Consider the following 20,129-nt stretch of genomic DNA (forward strand, 5'->3'; position numbering starts at 1 on the left):
GAAAATGAAAGACCAAAAGGTGATTGTGGCATTGGATTATGACAATCAAGCAGACGCATTAGCATTTGTTGATAAAATTGATCCTAGCTCTTGCCGACTCAAAGTAGGCAAAGAGATGTTTACTTTATTTGGCCCTGAGTTTGTAAAAGAGCTTCATAAGCGTGGTTTTTCTGTTTTTCTAGATTTAAAGTTTCATGATATCCCTAATACGTGTTCAAAAGCGGTACGTGCTGCTGCTGAAATGGATGTATGGATGGTTAATGTTCACGCGAGTGGCGGTGAGCGTATGATGACAGCATCACGTGAGATTTTAGAAGCGTATGGTAAAGATCGACCACTACTTATTGGGGTGACAGTACTCACAAGTATGGAGCAACAAGATTTAGCGGGTATTGGCTTAGATATTGCACCACAAGAACAAGTGAAACGTCTTGCTGCATTGACTAAGAATAGTGGCTTAGACGGCGTTGTGTGTTCAGCACAAGAAGCATCAATGTTAAAATCTGACCTAGGTAAAGAATTTAAATTAGTGACTCCTGGTATTCGTCCTGCAGGCTCTGCTGTTGGTGATCAGAAGCGTATAATGACGCCAGTAGATGCGATTACTTCAGGGTCTGATTACTTAGTGATTGGACGCCCAATTACACAAGCTGAGAATCCATCGCAAGTATTAAATGAGATTAATCTTTCTTTAGCATCAGTTTTATAAGTTTGTAATCACCTATAAATAGATAAAAAAATAGAGACCATTCGGTCTCTATTTTTGTTTGTAAGCTTCTTTAAAAAAAGAATTACATTACACGCATACCAGGTTGAGCACCTTCGTGTGGTTCAAGGATCCAAAGATCTTTACCACCAGGGCCAGCTGCTAGGATCATACCTTCAGACATACCAAACTTCATCTTACGAGGTTTAAGGTTAGCAACCATAACAGTTAGCTTACCTTCTAGCTCTTCAGGCTTGTATGCTGATTTAATCCCAGAGAATACTTGACGAGTTTCACCGCCGATGTCTAGTTGGAATTTAAGCAGTTTGTTTGCCTTTGGAACTTCTTCACAAGAGATAATACGAGCAATACGCATATCAACAGCTTCGAACGCATCGAATTCAATCTCATCTGCGATTGGTTCTTTGTCTAGTTCAGTTTGGCTTGCTTTTTCTTTTTCCGCTTCTGCTTTCTCTTTTGCTGCCATTTCAATTGCTGCATCTTCTTTTGATGCTTCAACCATTGCTTCTACTTTCTTAGGATCAATACGAGCAAATAGTGCTTTGAACTTAGTGATTTCATGAGACGTTAGTGGTTGTGCAATCGCTTCCCACGTTAGTGTTTCATTTAAGAAAGCTTCAGTACGTGCAGCAAGCTCTGGCATTACTGGTTTTAGGTAAGCCATTAATACGCGGAACAGGTTAATACCAACAGAAGCGACTTCTTGTAGCTCTTGTTCTTTACCTTCTTCTTTCGCAAGAACCCAAGGTGCTTTTTCGTCAATGTACTGGTTTGCTTTATCAGCAAGTGCGGTAATTTCACGAATAGCACGACTAAATTCACGAGTTTCGTATAGCTCAGCAATGCGACTTTCAGCAGCAACGAATTCGTTGTAAAGCTCAGGAGCAACAAAGTTATCAGAAAGTTTGCCATCAAAACGTTTAGTAATGAAACCAGCGTTACGAGAAGCTAGGTTAACAATCTTGTTTACGACATCAGAGTTTACACGTTGAGTGAAATCTTCAAGGTTTAAATCAAGATCATCAATACGGCTGTTAAGTTTAGCTGCGTAGTAATAACGTAAACACTCAGGATCTAAGTGATTTAAGTAAGTACCTGCTTTAATGAATGTGCCTTTTGATTTAGACATTTTTGCGCCATTCACAGTAACGTAACCATGAACAAATACATTGTTTGGCTTACGGAAACCTGAGCCTTCTAGCATTGCAGGCCAGAATAGGCTGTGGAAGTAAACAATGTCTTTACCGATGAAGTGGTAAAGCTCTGTTGTGCTGTCTTTCTTCCAGTATTCATCAAAGTTTAGATCGTCACGCTTGTCACATAGGTTTTTAAATGAACCCATGTAGCCAATTGGGGCATCTAGCCAAACGTAGAAGAACTTGTTTGTTTCGCCTGGGATTTCAAAACCAAAATAAGGTGCATCACGAGAGATATCCCATTGTTGCAAACCAGATTCAAACCATTCTTGCATTTTGTTTGCTGTTTCAGTTTGAAGAGAGCCAGAACGAGTCCATTCTTTTAGCATGCTTTCAAATTGAGGTAAGTCAAAGAAGAAATGCTCAGAATCTTTCATTACAGGTGTAGCACCTGAAACGGCTGATTTAGGGTTGATTAAATCAGTAGGGCTGTAAGTTTCGCCACAGTTATCACAGTTATCACCGTATTGCTCTTCTGACTTACATTTTGGGCATGTGCCTTTTACAAAACGGTCAGGTAAGAACATCTCTTTTTCTGGGTCAAACAACTGAGAGATAGTACGGCTAGTAATAAAACCGTTCTTTTTTAGCTCTAAGTAGATATGAGACGCTAGTTCACGGTTTTCATCACTGTGTGTGCTGTGATAATTATCAAAGCTAATGTCGAAGCCTGCGAAATCTTTTTGATGCTCTTCGCTAACTGCTGCAATCATTTCTTCAGGAGTGATACCCATCTGTTGAGCTTTAAGCATGATTGGTGTGCCGTGAGCGTCATCTGCACAAATAAAGTTAACGTCGTTGCCGCGTAAACGTTGGTAACGAACCCAGATATCCGCTTGGATATGCTCAAGCATATGACCTAGGTGGATTGAACCGTTTGCATACGGTAGGGCACATGTAACCAGAATTTTTCTCGGATCTGTAGCCATATCTTCTCTTTCGCTTAATGTGATGGGTGAAAATTTTAAGAGATAAATAGTACCTGAAGCGAGCTAGAAAGCATAGAGGATCAAGGGTTCAATTAGTGATAGGATGAGTAAAAATAGATGAGGAGTTGCTAAGATGGCATTTACAACGATGGCAGAGATTAAAAATTGGTTAAATGAATTTACGCATTCACAACTTTGTGAAGGTTGGGCTGAGATCCCTAATATGGTTTCAATCGCGGCAACAGGCGTGATCACGATAACATTGCCCTTTGTTTCTGATTCAATTAAACAGGAATTACTCTCTTGGGTTGAATTACAAAAAGAAATCTTAGCGATACCGTCATTATCAGTAGTGGTTGTAATGAGACCTGCGACTTTAAAAACAAATAAACCGGCAGTGAAAGGCGTCAAGAATATTATAGCGGTAAGTTCAGGTAAAGGAGGGGTAGGTAAATCAACGACGGCTGTTAATTTAGCACTAGCTCTTCAACATCTAGGCGCTAGAGTTGGTATCTTAGATGCTGATATTTATGGACCATCTGTACCTCTTATGTTGGGTGTTGAAGATAAAAAACCAAACATTGTCGATAATAATCGAATGATGCCGGTTGAAGCTCATGGTCTCTATAGTAATTCAATTGGTTACCTAGTTGATAAAGCAGAAGCGGCAGTATGGCGTGGTCCAATGGCCTCTAAAGCATTGTCACAGTTAGTGAATGAAACCTTATGGCCTGACTTAGATTATTTGATCATTGATATGCCACCAGGTACCGGTGATATTCAATTAACCTTGTCGCAGCAAATCCCTACTACGGGTGCATTGATTGTCACGACCCCCCAAGATCTCGCGTTAATGGATGCAATAAAAGGGGTGAATATGTTCACTAAAGTTGATATTCCCGTTATTGGTGTTGTCGAAAATATGAGTGTGCATATTTGTTCTCAATGTGGGCATGAAGAAGCTATCTTTGGGACCGGCGGTGCAGAATCAATGGCGAAACATTATGCGATCCCATTATTAGGTAAGCTTCCTTTACACATTGATATTCGAAGTGAAACGGATTCAGGGACTCCAAGTGTGGTTTCAAATGTTACGAGTGCTCATAGTCAACTTTATATCCAATTAGCAGAGCAAGTGTCTAGCCGCTTGTATTGGCAAGGAGAGGTCATTGTTGACCAAATAATGTTCAAGTCATTATAGTGTCAAAGTTAAGTGTAATTATCGGTGGAAAGTGTAGTTCGTAATCCCTATAATTAGGCGGTTTTATTTTAATCACCGTATCTCGCACACTTTTAGGTATCTTTTATGTCAGAAAACAGTAATCAAAACTGTATTATCGTAGGTATTGCAGGGGCATCAGCTTCAGGTAAGAGTTTGATCGCTTCGACTATTTATAACGAACTACGAGCAAAAGTTGGCGATCATCAAATTGGTGTAATAACTGAAGACAGTTACTACAAGGACCAAAGCCACCTGACCATGGAAGAAAGAGTCAAAACAAATTACGATCACCCAAGCGCGCTTGATCACGAACTACTTTGTGAGCACCTTGAGCAGCTTATGCGTGGTGAAAAGGTTGATATTCCGACCTATAGCTATACTGAGCACACTCGAACTTCTGAAGTTGAAGTGATGACTCCTAAAAAAGTGATTATCTTAGAAGGTATTTTGCTTTTAACTGATCCGCGTTTACGTAACTTAATGCACGCAAGTGTGTTTATGGATACGCCATTAGATATTTGTTTATTACGCCGTGCTAAACGTGATGTAGAAGAACGCGGTCGTACAATGGAGTCGGTATTCCAGCAATATCAGAAAACAGTACGCCCAATGTTTATGCAATTTATTGATCCATCAAAACAACACGCTGATATCATTGTTCCACGCGGTGGTAAAAACCGAATTGCGATTGATGTGTTGAAAGCTCATATTTCGCGACTATTAAAAGCGTAATATAGTGATTTCTAAAAAGGCCAACGTCATTGTTGGCCTTTTTTTTATCTGTTTTCTATCACTTTATACTATTTAGATCTATAACTAATCATAACCTTATGTTTATTAGGCGTAACTAATGGCATAATTCACATTATCGTTACTATTTTAATACACTTAGATGGATTTTGGCCGTGAAAAAATTAGCCTTATTAGTTAGCATCCCCTTTATTGCAGTCATTGCTGCTTTTTTAGTATTGGTATTACTTGTTAATCCTAATGAGTTTAAACCATTAATCAAAGACAAAATTCAAGCGCAAACAGGACGTCAGTTAACCATTAATGGAGATATTGAGTGGCGATTTTTCCCATCGATTGGTTTCTCTATTGGTGAAGTTGCTCTAAGTAACCCGAATGGCTTTGCTACTCCTGATCTTGTGAAGTTTAATAATGCCGTTTTAGATCTTAATGTACGTCCACTATTCCAACATGAAATTAATATTGGGTTAGTGACTCTAGATGGTGCTTCTTTTACGTTGCACACATTAAAAAATGGGTTGAGTAACCTTGATAACATTGGGCCAGAAAAAGTAACAAATGATACAGCGGAAGCGACATCTATAGAAGCGACAGTAGAAACGGTTAGTACTGAAAATACAAAACCTAGCGCACAACTTAATGATTGGAAGGTGACTTTAGAAGGTATTGCATTAACTAATGCGGAAGTACTTATTCAAGATGATAAAGCAGGCACTAAAATGTATTTTAGTGATATGAATTTGTCATTGTCTCAGTTCAGCCCAGGTGAGTGGGCAAAGTTATCTTTTAATTTAAAGGGAGACTTAGGTCAGCAAAAAGTGACGTTAGACGGCAAGACTGATTTAAATATTGCCGCTACATTAGATGCGGCGTCATTAAAGCAGACTGAGTTTACTGCTTCTTATTCTGATGCATCAAATAAATTTAAAGATATCAGATTCAGCATTGATCAATTCTCTTTTGATGAGTGGGCTAACATTAGCTTAAAGGCGACGGGTAAGGCTAATGCGCTTGATATAAATTCAAATTCTGCATTTGCATTGTATGTGCCAAAAGCGCTAGATGTTATTAAAATCAAAGACTTTTCAAGTACAAACAATGTAAAAGGTAAGGGGATGCCAAATGAAGATGTTACCGCTGTTATTGGTTTTAACAGCTCATTTGATATAAATAAATCCAACTTAAAGGTTGAAAAATTAGCACTATCAGCAGTGGATACTGATTTTAATGGCAAGATGAGCGTGCAGTTAAACGATATTCCTAAAGTACGTTTTGAATTGCAGAGTCCAAATGTTGATGTTGATGCGTTATTAGCAACCTTACCTCAGAGTGAATCAACAGCAACTGAAAAAACAACAAATAGTAATAAAAAAGCATCAACTAGTAAGGCGAAAGAAGTGGAACCTGATTTAAGTGCACTAAAAACACTTGATGTGGCAGGCTCGATTGTTATTGATAAATTTAAGGCAAGTAATGCCAAGATGCAAAATGTAACTGCTGTATTTTCAGTGAATCGTGGGGTGTTAAAACTGACAAAATTCCACTCTAGCTTGTACAGTGGTGGCATTGATATGACCGCAACATTGGATGCTCGTAATACCACGCCAACGTATACCTTTAAGCAATCAATTAAAGGTGTACAGGTTGCTCCTTTACTAACTGATGTTATGGGTGAAAGCCTAGTTGAAGGTACTGGCAATATGGCACTTAATATTTCAGGTAAGAGCTTAAAATCAAGTGCTTTAAAACAAAACCTTAAAGGTAAAGCATCCGTTAACTTTGCAGATGGTGCAGTTAATGGCGTTAATATCCCATTATTGATTAGAACAACTTATGCAAAAATCAAAGGTGAAAAAGTTCAAGGTAGTGAAGAAGCTGAAAAAACAGACTTTAGTGCATTAACGGCAGACTTTTATTTATCAAAAGGTAACGCAACGACGAAAAATATTAAAATGATATCTCCATTACTGCGTATTCATGGGGAAGGTTCGGCGAGTTATGTTCATGAAACTGCAAATATGTTAATTAAGACCTCTATCGTAGGCTCTCTGAAAGGTCAGGGCGGCAAAGATATTGATGATCTAAAAGACGTAACCATACCAATTAGAATTACGGGTCCATGGGCTAAGCCAAAATATAAGCTTGAGTTTGATGATGTTATGAAGCAAAAAGCTAAGAAAGAAATTGATCGTGGTATAGAAAAGCTTGAAGAGAAGTATGGTGATAAAATTAAAGATGAAAAAGTAAAAGAAGCAGCAAGTAAATTGCTGAAAGGACTTTTTAATTAATTTACCGTAACAATAACAGCTAAAAAATGGCTTGTAATCGTTAAGATACAGGCCATTTTTCTTTCTTATTAAGATATAGAGAGATCTACCAGTCGATGCCTTTTAGGGCTTTAACACCTGAATCAAAAGCATGTTTCACATTTCGTACTTCTGAAACAGTATCTGCCATTTCAATTAACTCACGATGTGCTGCTCGTCCTGTAATTACCACAGATTGCATTTTTGGACGATTTACCAAGGCTGCTTTAAGTTCTTCTAATTCGATATAACCATAAGTGACCATATAAGTCATCTCATCTAATAAAACGAGATCGATTGATTCATCAGATAGGCTTTTTTTGCACTCTTGCCATACACGCTGTGCAGCTTCTGTATCAGCGGTTTTATCTTGGGTATTCCAAGTGAATCCTGTTTTCATTACATAGAAAGGGACACCATGGCCTTCTAGCAGGTTTCTTTCACCACAATCCCATGTACCTTTAATAAATTGAGCAACAACACAATTTAAGCCATGTCCAACAGCTCTGGCTACGGTACCAAAACCTGAGGTTGTTTTACCTTTTCCATTGCCAGTAATAACTATTAATAAGCCTTTTTCTGTTTGAGCTTCATCTACACGCTTATCTATATTATTTTTAATTTTTTCCTGTCGCTGCTTATAACGTTGTTCTTTTGCTATATTATTCATTAGTTTCTCCATGTTTAGAATGAAATCATAACAATGAACACATGAGAGTAAAACTTATTCAACAAATTATTATATTGAGAGTTTACTTAACAAATGTCACTATTGTGTTAATTATTAATGAGGGTTGTATGATTAATTATCAATTAAATAAAAAGAATATCAGTGGGTTATATGGTATTGGGGCTATAGTTTTCATTTTCTATGGAATTTTTGTGTGCCCTTTTATCGAGTCATTACCTAAAAAGGTAATTTTTGTAGAGGTTGGATTAACATTTTTAGCTATGCTTTTGGTTCGCTTCTTTATTTTTATACCTAATTCATTACTTAACAAAGCCTCTCCAATAGTTAAAGAAATCGTTAACTTTACGTTATTTGGTATTTTACTTTCTATATTTATGGGAGTTAATCATGAATTTCCAATCGAAAGTAATTTGAAGGTAATTTTCGGAATGGTTATTTTAGGGGTATTCACAGGGATAATCTCAGAACAACTTACCTTAATTGAACGATATCAGCATATGTCTGATAGTCCTTATTTAAACACTCAACTACATGGCGAAAGAGAGTCGATCATCCAGCAATTTATGTTTTTGATGATTTTATTGGTTATTGCTCTGACTACAACACTTGTTATGGTTGCGGTAAAGGACCTATTTTGGTTAGAGGAACAGCCTGAACGTTTTTTTAATGGTGAGGGGAAAATAAGCATCATTAAAGAATTTATTTTTATAAGTACCATATTGTTTCTCTACACTTTCAGTATTGTGTTTCTATGGGGTAAGAAGTTATCAGTGGTCCTTAGGTCTAAAGAAAATGCATTAAATGAAGTGTCTTTAGGCTCAATGAGTACGCGAATTCCAATTTATAATCATGATGAATTTGGAGTTTTAGGAAGTCTTACAAATAATATGCTATCGAATTTAGAGAAGAATAAGATAGAGCTTCAGCAAACACGAGACTCGGCTATTGTAGGCCTTTCTGCTTTAGCTGAATCAAGAGATAATGAAACAGGGGCTCATATATTACGAACTCAGAAATATATTAAATCACTCGCGTTGGATTTGCAGGCGTTACCTTCTCACAGTTCTTTACTTAGCGATGAATATATAGATCTTCTTTATAAATCAGCACCGTTGCATGATGTTGGGAAAGTCGGGATCCCTGATAATATTTTATTGAAACCGGGTAAATTAACAGACGACGAATTTGAAACCATGAAGCAGCATCCTATGATAGGAGCTCAAGCGCTTTCAATTGCTGAGTCTCAAATGGAAGGGGATAGTTCTTTCTTAATGCTAGCAAAAGAAATTGCATTAACTCACCATGAAAAGTGGGATGGAAGTGGCTATCCGCAAAAATTAGAAGGTGAGGACATACCGTTGTCAGGTCGTTTAATGGCACTAGCTGATGTCTATGATGCACTTATTTCAAAGCGAGTATATAAGCCAGGGTTTAGCCATGAGAAGGCAAGAGGTATTATTCTAGAAGGAAAAGGAACGCACTTTGATCCTCAAATAGTTGAAGCATTTATGCGAGTTGAGGATGAATTTAAAGCGATAGCAAAGCAATATCAGGATAAATGACCTTGATTAGGTATTCGTTAGAGCACTAAAAAATAACCCCGATAAGAGAAATCTTATCGGGGTTTTATTTCATGCAATGTTTCCATTGCCTAGATTACAGTAAGGCTTATTGGCTTACTACTTTATAGATTGGGTCTTCTTTTACGTTAATCTCAACTAGACTACCTGCTTTATTTAGTAGAGCATGGCAATCTTGACTTAAGTGGCGAAGATGTACTTTTTTACCAGCTTTAGAATAACGATCTGCAATAGTATCAATAGCTTCAATTGCTGAATGATCAACAATACGTGATGAAGCAAAGTCGATGATGATATCTTGAGGGTCATTTTCCACATCAAATAACTCTAAGAAATTAGCAGCAGAACCAAAGAATATAGGGCCATTGATTTCATAAACCTTAGAGTTTTCATCATTAATTGAGTTTGTTGAGTAAATATGCTTCGCGTGTTGCCATGCAAACATAAGTGCTGACGCAATAACACCAACACCAACAGCCACTGCAAGGTCAGTTAGAACTGTTACAACAGTTACTAATACAATCACAAAGAAATCTTGTTTTGGTACGCGACGAGCTAATTTAAATGTTGCCCACTCAAATGTACCAATAACAACCATAAACATAACACCAACTAATGCAGCTAGTGGGATCATCTCAATTAAGCCTGAAGCAAATAAGATAAAGCCAAGTAGAGCAAGAGCGGCAGTGATACCGGATAGACGACCACGACCACCAGAGTTAACGTTGATCATTGATTGACCAATCATTGCACAGCCACCCATTGCACCGAATACAGAACAAGTTACGTTTGCAACGCCCTGGCCTACACATTCACGGTTAGATTGGCCACGAGTACCTGTCATTTCATCAATTACTGTTAGAGTTAATAATGACTCGATCAGACCGATTGCCGCTAAAATTAATGCGTATGGGAAAATGATATATAACGTTTCTAAAGAAAGAGGAACGTTAGGCACTGAAAAAGTAGGAAGTGAACCTGCTAGTGTTGCAGCTTCATCACCACTCATTGTACGCAAGAAATCGACAACAGTACGAGTATCTAAATCTAAACCTTGAACTAAACCAGTAACGACAATAATTGCTACTAATGAAGAAGGAACAGAGGTGGTTAATTTTGGTAAGAAATGAATGATAGCCATTGTTAATGCAACAAGACCTAACATTAAGATCATTTCAGGACCTTGCAGCCAATCTAAGTTACCCAAAGCATCAGGTGCTTTAAATTGACCAAGTTGAGCAAGGAAAATAACGATAGCTAAACCATTCACAAAACCAATCATTACTGGGTGTGGAACAATTCGAATAAACTTACCTAATTTAAATAAGCCTGCTGCAATTTGTAAAATGCCGGCGAGTAAAATGGCAGCAAAAAGGTATTGAACGCCGTGCATAGCAACAAGGCTAACCATAACAACGGCCATAGCGCCTGTAGCACCAGAGATCATTCCTGGGCGTCCGCCAATGATAGAAGTAATTAGACCAACAATAAAGGCAGCATAAAGGCCAACCATTGGATCAACACCAGCCACAAAAGCAAATGCAACTGCTTCAGGAACTAAAGCTAACGCAACGGTTAGCCCTGATAAAACGTCATTCTTTACAGAATGATTAGAAAATTTTGGGAATTCAAACATGTTTTTTAGATATCTTCTTGGTTGTTTTTCAAGCACAGTATGGCGCGAATCGTACAGAAAAGCGTGATGAACTTCAATGTTTATTCATGAAAACGCTATAAAAAAAGCAAGTTACGTCGAAACGTAACTTGCTTAAATTGATAGTTTATTTGTTAGAAGGCATTAGCCTAAAAAATTATAAACCAGCAGTTTTTGCCATTGCAGCACTTGCTTGAGAAGTGGCTGTTTGGCTACCCGCTTGTTTTGGTTCAAAACGTTCAGCTTTCAATGCAGCGGCTTTTACAGTGATCTCTTTAATCTCTGTTGGGCCACTTGCTTTTGTCATCCCTGAAGATGCTTGACCTTTATATTGTGGTTTTGTAGCAACAACCTTAACAGTAGGAGTCATTACCTCTTCTTTAACTTCAACTTTTTTCTCAACTACTGGCGTTTCTACTTTCGTAGGTGCTTCGTTGATTGTTGGAGTTTCAATTACTGGTGTTTTAGTAATTACAGTTTCAGTAACGACTGCTTCTACAGCGTTTATAATAGGCGTAGCAACGTAAGGAAGTAGTACTTTACCCATTGCCATTTCAGGGAAAGCAACACCACCGACATTTGTTTTTATTAATGTCGAGTTATTTACTTTATCTTTTGCGTTTTGAGTTTCGTTATCTACAAATTTGCCTTGTTGTTGTAACTTGGCTTTTTTCTGCTCTAGAATACGAGTGAAGTCAGGGAAGACTTTACCCATAGCTAGTTCAGGTGATGCAACACCTGCAAATAAACGAGAAGGGTTGAAAGGACGACGATCACGACGACGACGACGCTGACCACTTGCACGTAAATGACGAGGTGAACGACGATTACGACGTTGGCCTTCTTTACGTTCTGTATTCTTCTCAGTGTTCGTATCAACAGAAACTGCTGCTTGTGCTTGAGAGTCAACCACAACTGCTATTTCTGTTTCAACTTTCACTTCACTTTCAACAGTTTGTCCAGTACGCACTTTCTTCTGTAATTGACGACGTTGACGACGTTGTTTTACTTGAACCGTTTTTTCTCGTTTTTCAACAGGCTTCTCAGCTACCTGAGGAGATGGCTGTTGTGCTTCTGCTGCTAACTTTATACCTTGTTCTGCAATTTCTTTACGAACTTTAGGTTGTTTAGTTGGCTTGTTATCGGTAGCTTTTACTGGTTTAGTTACAGCTACTGGCGCATCTTCAACTTTCTTTCCGCGATGATTATCATTACGATTCTCGTTATTACGGTTTTCATTGCCATTACGACGGCCATTGCGGTTGTTACGACCGTTTTCGTTACGACGACGATCATGGTTACGATTTTGATTACGACGCTGTGGTTGTGCTGGTGTTTCTTCTTCTACTTTTTTCTCCGGCTCAGCAGGTTGTGCTGTTTCTGGTGTAGAGAAGAAGTTAGCAATTGCAGAGAAGAAACGAGTAATAATACCTGGCTTCTCTTCTGTTGAAGCGACAACTTTAGTTTCTGCTACTTTTGCTTCTGGTGCTTTTGCTACAGGAGCTGCTTGAGTAGGAGCACTGAAGCCTTGAAGTACAGGCTCTTCACGCTTTCTAGGCGTAATATTTACAGTAGGAACTTCTTTTGCTTCAGCTTCACGTAATGCTTCTAGCTTCTTCGGCAGAAGATAAGATAACATTTCTTGTTCTTCACCTTCACGGATACGAACCACTTCAAAGTGTGGTGTTTCCATGTCAGAGTTAGGAACAATAATAACGCGTACGCTATGGAATTTTTCAACATGTTGAACTGAACGACGTTTCTCATTAAGTAAGTAAGAAGCGATAGCAACAGGGACAACCGCAAGAACTTGCGTTGTATTGTCTTTTAAAGACTCTTCTTCAATTAAACGTAGAACAGATAGTGCTAGAGACTCATTATCACGAACCACACCTGTACCCGTACAACGAGGACAAATGTGATGACTTGCTTCAGCTAAAGATGGACTTAAGCGTTGACGAGACATTTCTAACAAACCAAAGCGAGAAATACGACCGATTTGGACGCGAGCACGATCCATACGAACAGCTTCACGCATACGGTTTTCAACTTCACGTTGATGACGAACTGGCGTCATATCAATGAAGTCGATAACAACTAGGCCACCTAGGTCACGTAGACGTAATTGACGGGCAATCTCATCTGCAGCTTCAAGGTTAGTATTTAATGCTGTTTCTTCAATATCACCACCTTTCGTTGCACGAGCAGAGTTGATATCAATAGAGGTTAATGCTTCTGTAGGGTCAATAACGATTGAGCCACCAGAAGGTAAGCGCACTTCACGATCAAAAGCAGATTCAATCTGGCTTTCGATTTGATAGTGGCTAAATAATGGAACTTCACCTTCATATAACTTAACGCGAGACAAAAAGTCAGGACGAATAAGTTGAATGTGTTGGCGAGCACGATCAAAGATTTTTGGGCTATCAATTAAGATCTCACCAATATCACGGCGTAAGTAATCACGGATTGCACGAACAATTACGTTACTTTCTTGGTGAATTAGGAAAGGTGCTTGGTTTGATTCAGAGGCGTGTTTAACCGCTTCCCAATGGTTTAGGAGTACGTTTAAATCCCATTCAAGTTCTTCTGCAGACTTACCAACACCAGCAGTTCGAACAATTAGACCCATACCTTGAGGTAGTTCTAATGTACTTAGTGCTGCTTTCAGTTGGGTGCGTTCTTCACCTTCGATTCGACGAGAAATACCGCCAGCACGAGGATTGTTTGGCATCAGAACAAGGTAGCTACCAGCAAGAGATATGAAGGTTGTTAAAGCAGCGCCTTTGTTGCCACGCTCTTCTTTTTCAACTTGAACAATAACTTCTTGGCCTTCTCGCAATACGTCCTTGATATTTGGACGACCTTGATAAGTGTAACCTTGTGGGAAATATTCTTTAGCGATTTCCTTAAGGGGAAGGAAACCGTGGCGATCAGCACCGTAATCAACAAAAGCTGCTTCTAAGCTTGGTTCGATACGGGTGATTTTACCTTTATAAATATTAGCTTTTTTAGATTCGTGACCTGGGCTTTCGATATCTAAATCAAAAAGGCGCTGGCCATCAACTAATGCGACGCGCAACTCTTCCTTTTGGGTTGCGTTAATCAACATTCTTTTCATTAGGGAATACTCATTACAAATTGTCGAGCTTGCTTATCTTAATCCATTTCAAATGGTGCCAGATCCCAAGGCTGATTACATGTGCAGCCTCACGGCTGGAACTCAGGGATGCTCTAGGGCACAATCCACATCAACACTATCGATAAAATAGTGCTGATCCGCAATTATTCGCGGTCGTTAAAACATAAAAAATGGTTTAGGCATAACAAGCAAAAAAACTCAAAGCAGTATCGATGTCTTACGCCAATTGCCGCATCACCGCATTCGAGCAGTATATTTTTAGTTCTTTTGGTGCTTTTATGCTCACCAAGGTGAAGAAATAGCCATCTGGGCTGATTTCAGAGGCTCACTATAACAGTCAGCTCAAGCCTCAGCAATCGTCATTATTTGAAACTTAGGTAAAAAAGGTTCATCAATTAGAATTAAGACAGTAGAATAGACGGATGAATGAAGATAAACCTAAAGTGCAATTCGTTGAGATAGATGACGATTTTGCAGGGCAACGAATTGATAATTTTCTTCTTGCCCGCTTAAAAAACGTACCAAAAAGCATGATTTACCGAATTGTCCGTAAAGGCGAAGTTCGTGTAAATAAAAAACGTATTAAACCTGAGTACAAGATCCAAGAGGGTGATATTGTTCGTATCCCTCCTGTGAAGCTACCAGAATCAACGGCACCTGATTTACCTAGTGTTAAATTAACAAAGGTATCAGAGCTTGAAAGTTGTATTATTTATGAAGATGATTACCTTCTTATTTTGAATAAACCTTCGGGTACTGCCGTTCATGGCGGTAGTGGCTTAAAATTTGGTGCAATTGAAGCATTAAGAGCATTACGTCCTGATGCTCGTTTTTTAGAGCTAGTTCACAGAATTGATAGAGATACATCGGGTATTTTGCTAATCGCGAAAAAACGTTCTGCTTTACGCCGATTACAAGAACAATTCCGAAATAAAACGGTGCAAAAATATTATTTTGCATTGGTGATGGGTGAATGGAAAAGTACTTGTAAAGTAGTCAATGTACCTTTACTTAAAAATGAAGTGAACAGTATTGTTCGCGTTAATCCAAACGGTAAGCCTTCTGAAACTCGTTTTAAAATTTTAGAAAAGTTTGAGCAAGCAACGTTAATTCAAGCGAGCCCAATTACTGGCCGTACTCATCAAATTCGCGTACATGCTCAACATGCTGGTCACCCAATTGGTTGGGATGATCGCTATGGTGATAGACGATTTGATGCTTATTCAGGTCAGTTTGGCTTAGATCGACTGTTTTTACATGCGGCAAATATTAAGTTTACTCACCCAGGAACTGAAGAGTTGATGGATATTAGTGCTCCAATGGAAACTAAGTTGGAGCGAGTTCTAAAAGGGCTACGAGCGAAAAAATAATTTCAATTAGCATTTTTGTTATTGTGAGCGATAAGCGCTGTTAAGATGCTTATCGCTTTTTTGTGCTTGGTGTTTGCTAGCTAGCTTGTAGACGAGTTACCTATTATTAGATATTAGATATTAGATATTAGATATTAGATATTAGAGTACTGAGAAATTTTGACGTTCTAACATATCAATCAATGAGATTAGAGGAAGACCAATAAGTGTATTTGGATCTTTTCCTTCTAATTTGTTAAATAGAGCAATACCTAACCCTTCGCACTTAAAACTTCCCGCACAATACAGAGGCATTTCTTTATCTATATAATTTTCAATTTGTTGTGTAGTTAACTGACGAAAGTGAACATGAAACTCTTCACAGAGCGTCTCTGTAATCATCGTAGTAGTATTTAATAATGATAAACCAGTATAGAAGGTAATAACTTGCCCACTGGCTTCTTGAAGTTGCTTAATGGCCTTTTCTCGAGTGAGTGGTTTGCCTATTATTTTATTATTGATGACACAAACCTGGTCGGATCCTATGATCAAGAAATTAGGATCTTTTATATTACAAGAGCGTGCTTTTTGTTCAGCTAATCTTGTCACTAACGAGTTAGGTGATTCATTTTCCTGTGGTGTTTCATCACAGTTGGGTGAAATTGCATCAAAAGGTACTTTGATCTTCTCTAAGATCGACTGGCGAAACGGTGATGTTGAAGCTAGAATGAGTTTTGGTTGCATAATGGGTTCTTCTTCTTAAACTTTTCGTTTATTATTAGGAACTCTGCTGAAATAGCAACTGGGAAGAAAAAAAGCATAATTTTTGCCGTTTTTCTTTGACTCGAAGGCTTTAGAAAGATAAGATGCGCGCCCTATGCAAAAGGTAAAATTACCACGAACAGTTGATGCAATCCAAAACGCTCAACGAAGATTAGACTACGATGGTTTCATCCAATCTGATATTTTAAAGCGTTTGGCTGAATCTACTGTAGATGTGAAAAGTGATGCTGAAGTCACGATGTCGTTTAAAGTTGACGAACAACAATTAGCCGTTATCTCTGGTAAAGCTAACGTCGATGTATTGTTGGAATGTCAACGCTGTAATAAAAATTTTGAACATCACCTAAATGTATCATTTACGTGTACGCCTTTTTTAAGCGAAGAAAAGGCAGCTCTTGTTCCTGAGGAATATGAGTTTGTAGATTTAAATGAAGTAGGTGAAGTTGATCTCGTTGAGTTGGTAACTGATGAGTTTATTTTAGCGTTGCCGCAAGTCGCTATGCATGAGACATTAAAGATTGTCAGGTCAAATCTAACAATTTGGTATTTGGCGAAATTCCTGAAGAGGAAGAGAAACCGAATCCGTTTGATGTTTTAAAATCTTTAAAACAACAGTAATTGAGGAGTAGGGTCCATGGCCGTACAAAAGAGCAAAAAATCACGTTCAATGCGTGGCATGCGTCGTTCACATGATGCACTAACTACAGCTGCTTTATCTGTAGACGCAACTAGTGGCGAAACTCACCTTCGTCACAACGTTACAGCTGACGGTTACTACCGTGGCCGCAAGGTAATCAACAAGTAAGGTTGACGCTTTGCAGCAGCTAACCATTGCAATTGATGCGATGGGTGGGGATTTCGGTCCCCAAGTTACAGTGCCTGCCGCCGTGCAGGCATTGTCACAATTCCCAGAGCTAAAAATATCTATAGTGGGAGATCGTGACGAGATTTCTACACAGCTAACACATCTAAATTATACCCCCCCCAATTCAAGACTCTTTATTATTCATAGTGACAGCGCTATCGGTAATAATACTTTACCTTCTAAAGCACTTCGACATAGTCGTGGTAGTTCAATGCGAATTGCACTTGACCTCGTTGCTAGTAAAGACGCAGAAGCGTGTATTAGTGCAGGCAATACGGGAGCATTAGTGGGATTATCCCGTTTTACATTGAAACTTCTTCCTGGCGTTGAACGTCCTGCACTCATTAGTCCGTTACCTACAAAAAATAATCAATGTACTTGGATGCTAGATCTTGGTGCAAATGTGTCATGTGATGCAGAGACTTTATTCCAATTTGCAGTAATGGGCTCTGAATTAGCAGAGCAATCATTAGGCCGTAAAGCAAAAGTAGCCTTATTGAATATTGGTGAAGAAGAAATTAAAGGCAACGATCAAATAAAGCGTTGTGCAGAAATGTTATATCAGTGCCAAAATATCGAGTTTATTGGCTATATTGAAGGTGATAAACTTTATCAAGGTATTGCTGATGTTGTAGTGTGTGATGGCTTTGTTGGAAATGTTTGCTTAAAAACCAGCGAAGGTGTAGCGCATTTATTTTTAGAACAACTAAAATCACATCTTATAACATCAAAGTTTAAACAAATTTTGGCGAAATGGCTTTTTGGGGATGTCATTTCTAGCCTAAAAGGGTTGAACCCCGACCAGTATAACGGCGCAAGTCTGATAGGATTGCGCGGCATTGTTATTAAAAGTCATGGAAGTGCAGATATATCTGCCTTTAACAATGCAATCAAGGAAGCGGTTCATGAGGTCAAGCGTCAAATACCTAACCGTATTAGTGATCGCTTGGAGGCAGTTTTACTCGAGAGGCATTATTAGTCTTCATGTATAGCAAAATTTTAGGTACTGGTAGCTATTTGCCAGCACAAATTCGCTCGAACGCGGATTTAGAAAAAATGGTCGATACTAGTGATGAGTGGATCTTAGCTCGCACAGGTATTAGTGAACGCCGCATTGCCGGTGAAAATGAATCTGTAGCTACTATGGCTCACCTTGCTTCTGTTAATGCTATTGAGATGGCAGGAATTGATAAGAACGATATTGACCTTATTATTCTAGCTACGAGTACACCAACGTACTCATTTCCTTCTGCTGCATGTGAAGTTCAAGGGTTACTAGAAATTAAAGGCTGTCCGGCATTTGATTTATCAGCGGCTTGTTCAGGTTTTGTTTATGCATTGAGTGTTGCCGACCAACACATTAAAACAGGCATGGCAAAAAATGTATTGGTAATTGGTTCAGATGCTGTTTCTCATACTTGTGATCCTACAGATCGTTCAACAGTCATCTTATTTGGTGACGGTGCAGGTGCGGTAGTCATTGGTCAAAGTGAAGAGCCGGGTATTATTTCTACTCACCTACATGCTGATGGCAAGTTTGGTCAATTACTTTCATTGCCAGTTCCTTCTCGTAAAAACGATGAAGCAGATAAATGGTTATATATGGCTGGTAATGAAGTCTTTAAAGTAGCTGTAACTCAACTGTCTAATTTGGTGAAGGAAACTCTCAAGAAAAATCAAATGGATAAATCTGAGTTAGATTGGTTAGTGCCACATCAAGCAAATCTACGAATTATTAAAGCAACAGCGAAGAAGCTATCCATGTCGATGGATCAAGTTGTTGTTACACTCGATCGTCACGGTAATACTTCTGCTGCCACAGTGCCTACAGCGCTAGATGAAGCAGTACGTGATGGTAGAATCCAACGAGGCCAAACATTATTGCTCGAAGCATTTGGTGGTGGTTTCACTTGGGGTTCTGCACTCGTTAAGTTTTAATTGAAGAGCTAGACATCTGTTTGGTGTTCTAGCTTATTTAAAGGAAATAATATTCATGAGCAATTTTGCTATCGTTTTTCCAGGACAAGGCTCTCAAGCTGTTGGTATGCTTGCTGAATTAGGTGAACAACATAATGTTGTAACGCAAATTTTTGCAGAAGCATCAGAAGCGCTAGGTTATGACTTATGGTCACTTGTTCAAAATGGTCCAGCGGAAGATTTAAACCAAACGTTTCGTACTCAGCCTGCATTATTAGCAACCTCTGTTGCATTATGGCGTGTATGGCAAGAGCAAGGTTTAGCACAACCAACAGTTTTAGCAGGTCATAGTCTTGGTGAGTACTCAGCACTTGTATGTGCGGGTGTTATTGACTTTAAAGAAGCAATTAAACTGGTTGAACTACGTGGTCAATTGATGCAAGAAGCGGTTCCTGCTGGTGTTGGTGCTATGTTTGCTATCATTGGTTTAGATAATGACTCGATTGCTAAAGCATGTGAAGAAGCTGCACAAGGTGAGGTTGTCTCTCCTGTAAACTTTAATTCACCAGGCCAAGTGGTTATTGCTGGCAATAAAGATGCTGTTGAGCGTGCTGGTGCATTATGTAAAGAAGCGGGTGCAAAACGTGCGCTTCCTTTACCAGTATCGGTTCCATCTCATTGTGCACTAATGAAACCTGCGGCTGATAAGTTAGCGGTCGCATTAGAGAGCCTTGAGTTTTCTGCTCCAGCATTGCCAGTGATTAATAATGTTGATGTTATTTCTGAAACTGATCCTGCAAAAATTAAAGACGCACTTGTTCGTCAATTATACTGTCCAGTACGTTGGACTGAAGTTGTTGAAATGATGGCTGAACAAGGTGTTGAAACATTATATGAAGTTGGTCCAGGTAAAGTACTTACTGGTTTAACTAAACGAATCGTTAAATCACTTAGCGCAGCAGCAGTAAATAACGTTGCTTCTCTTGAAGCTGCTAAGTAATTAAAGGGAAAATTAAAT

The 20,129-nt window shown here is 38.8% G+C and carries 15 protein-coding genes and 1 pseudogene; 11 read left to right on the top strand and 5 right to left on the bottom strand.

Features of this window, described 5'->3' with window-relative positions; all coding sequences use genetic code 11:
* The first annotated feature begins 4 nt into the window (after window positions 1–4).
* Window positions 5–709, top strand: coding sequence for an orotidine-5'-phosphate decarboxylase (pyrF, locus tag ACU5DF_RS08835; RefSeq protein ID WP_446712592.1), 705 nt, complete (start codon window positions 5–7; stop codon window positions 707–709).
* An 82-nt stretch (window positions 710–791) separates the two neighbouring features.
* Here the strand turns inward: pyrF and metG are convergent, their stop codons facing one another.
* Window positions 792–2,852, bottom strand: coding sequence for a methionine--tRNA ligase (gene metG / locus ACU5DF_RS08840; RefSeq protein ID WP_446712593.1), 2,061 nt, complete (start codon window positions 2,850–2,852; stop codon window positions 792–794).
* A 133-nt stretch (window positions 2,853–2,985) separates the two neighbouring features.
* Here metG and apbC point away from each other — a divergent pair, with 133 nt between their 5' ends.
* The 3 genes from apbC to ACU5DF_RS08855 all read left to right on the top strand — a co-directional run bounded on the left by apbC (window position 2,986) and on the right by ACU5DF_RS08855 (window position 7,112).
* Window positions 2,986–4,053, top strand: coding sequence for an iron-sulfur cluster carrier protein ApbC (apbC, locus tag ACU5DF_RS08845; protein ID WP_446712594.1), 1,068 nt, complete (start codon window positions 2,986–2,988; stop codon window positions 4,051–4,053).
* Window positions 4,054–4,158: 105 nt separating this feature from the next.
* A complete protein-coding gene (gene udk / locus ACU5DF_RS08850) occupies window positions 4,159–4,806 on the top strand; it encodes a uridine kinase (RefSeq protein WP_045102539.1) in 648 nt (215 codons plus the stop codon).
* Between the two features lie 173 nt (window positions 4,807–4,979).
* A complete protein-coding gene (locus ACU5DF_RS08855) occupies window positions 4,980–7,112 on the top strand; it encodes an AsmA family protein (protein ID WP_446712595.1) in 2,133 nt (710 codons plus the stop codon).
* An 85-nt stretch (window positions 7,113–7,197) separates the two neighbouring features.
* On the opposite strand, the gene cobO is transcribed toward ACU5DF_RS08855, so the two are convergent.
* Entirely contained in the window at window positions 7,198–7,800 is a 603-nt protein-coding gene (cobO, locus tag ACU5DF_RS08860; protein ID WP_446712596.1) for a cob(I)yrinic acid a,c-diamide adenosyltransferase, read from the bottom strand.
* A gap of 128 nt (window positions 7,801–7,928) precedes the next feature.
* On the opposite strand from cobO, the gene ACU5DF_RS08865 reads away from it, so the two are divergent.
* A complete protein-coding gene (locus ACU5DF_RS08865) occupies window positions 7,929–9,383 on the top strand; it encodes an HD-GYP domain-containing protein (RefSeq protein ID WP_446712597.1) in 1,455 nt (484 codons plus the stop codon).
* 106 nt (window positions 9,384–9,489) lie between these two features.
* Here the strand turns inward: ACU5DF_RS08865 and ACU5DF_RS08870 are convergent, their stop codons facing one another.
* Window positions 9,490–11,037 carry a SulP family inorganic anion transporter gene (locus ACU5DF_RS08870; RefSeq protein ID WP_446712598.1) on the bottom strand — a complete coding sequence of 516 codons (1,548 nt, stop codon included), beginning with the start codon at window positions 11,035–11,037 and terminating at the stop codon, window positions 9,490–9,492.
* A 175-nt stretch (window positions 11,038–11,212) separates the two neighbouring features.
* Window positions 11,213–14,176, bottom strand: a complete 2,964-nt coding sequence (rne, locus tag ACU5DF_RS08875) for a ribonuclease E (protein ID WP_446712599.1) — start codon at window positions 14,174–14,176, stop codon at window positions 11,213–11,215.
* 443 nt (window positions 14,177–14,619) lie between these two features.
* Between rne and rluC the strand changes: the two genes are divergently transcribed.
* The gene (gene rluC, locus ACU5DF_RS08880) at window positions 14,620–15,567 is read left to right on the top strand and encodes a 23S rRNA pseudouridine(955/2504/2580) synthase RluC (RefSeq protein ID WP_446712600.1); all 948 of its coding nucleotides are present in this window, start codon (window positions 14,620–14,622) and stop codon (window positions 15,565–15,567) included.
* A 141-nt stretch (window positions 15,568–15,708) separates the two neighbouring features.
* Here the strand turns inward: rluC and ACU5DF_RS08885 are convergent, their stop codons facing one another.
* A complete protein-coding gene (locus ACU5DF_RS08885; protein ID WP_446712601.1) occupies window positions 15,709–16,290 on the bottom strand; it encodes a Maf family protein in 582 nt (193 codons plus the stop codon).
* A 133-nt stretch (window positions 16,291–16,423) separates the two neighbouring features.
* On the opposite strand from ACU5DF_RS08885, the pseudogene yceD reads away from it, so the two are divergent.
* The 5 genes and pseudogenes from yceD to fabD all read left to right on the top strand — a co-directional run bounded on the left by yceD (window position 16,424) and on the right by fabD (window position 20,111).
* Window positions 16,424–16,947: pseudogene (yceD, locus tag ACU5DF_RS08890) on the top strand (23S rRNA accumulation protein YceD).
* Between the two features lie 16 nt (window positions 16,948–16,963).
* Window positions 16,964–17,134: a 50S ribosomal protein L32 gene (gene rpmF / locus ACU5DF_RS08895; RefSeq protein WP_045102531.1), complete on the top strand. Its 171-nt coding sequence runs from the start codon at window positions 16,964–16,966 to the stop codon at window positions 17,132–17,134.
* Window positions 17,135–17,144: 10 nt separating this feature from the next.
* Window positions 17,145–18,173, top strand: a complete 1,029-nt coding sequence (gene plsX, locus ACU5DF_RS08900) for a phosphate acyltransferase PlsX (RefSeq protein ID WP_446712602.1) — start codon at window positions 17,145–17,147, stop codon at window positions 18,171–18,173.
* Window positions 18,174–18,178: 5 nt separating this feature from the next.
* Window positions 18,179–19,132, top strand: a complete 954-nt coding sequence (locus ACU5DF_RS08905; RefSeq protein WP_045102529.1) for a beta-ketoacyl-ACP synthase III — start codon at window positions 18,179–18,181, stop codon at window positions 19,130–19,132.
* Window positions 19,133–19,187: 55 nt separating this feature from the next.
* Window positions 19,188–20,111, top strand: coding sequence for an ACP S-malonyltransferase (gene fabD / locus ACU5DF_RS08910; protein WP_446712603.1), 924 nt, complete (start codon window positions 19,188–19,190; stop codon window positions 20,109–20,111).
* The last annotated feature ends 18 nt before the right edge of the window (window positions 20,112–20,129 follow it).

The sequence above is a fragment of the Aliivibrio wodanis genome (genome assembly GCF_052920805.1).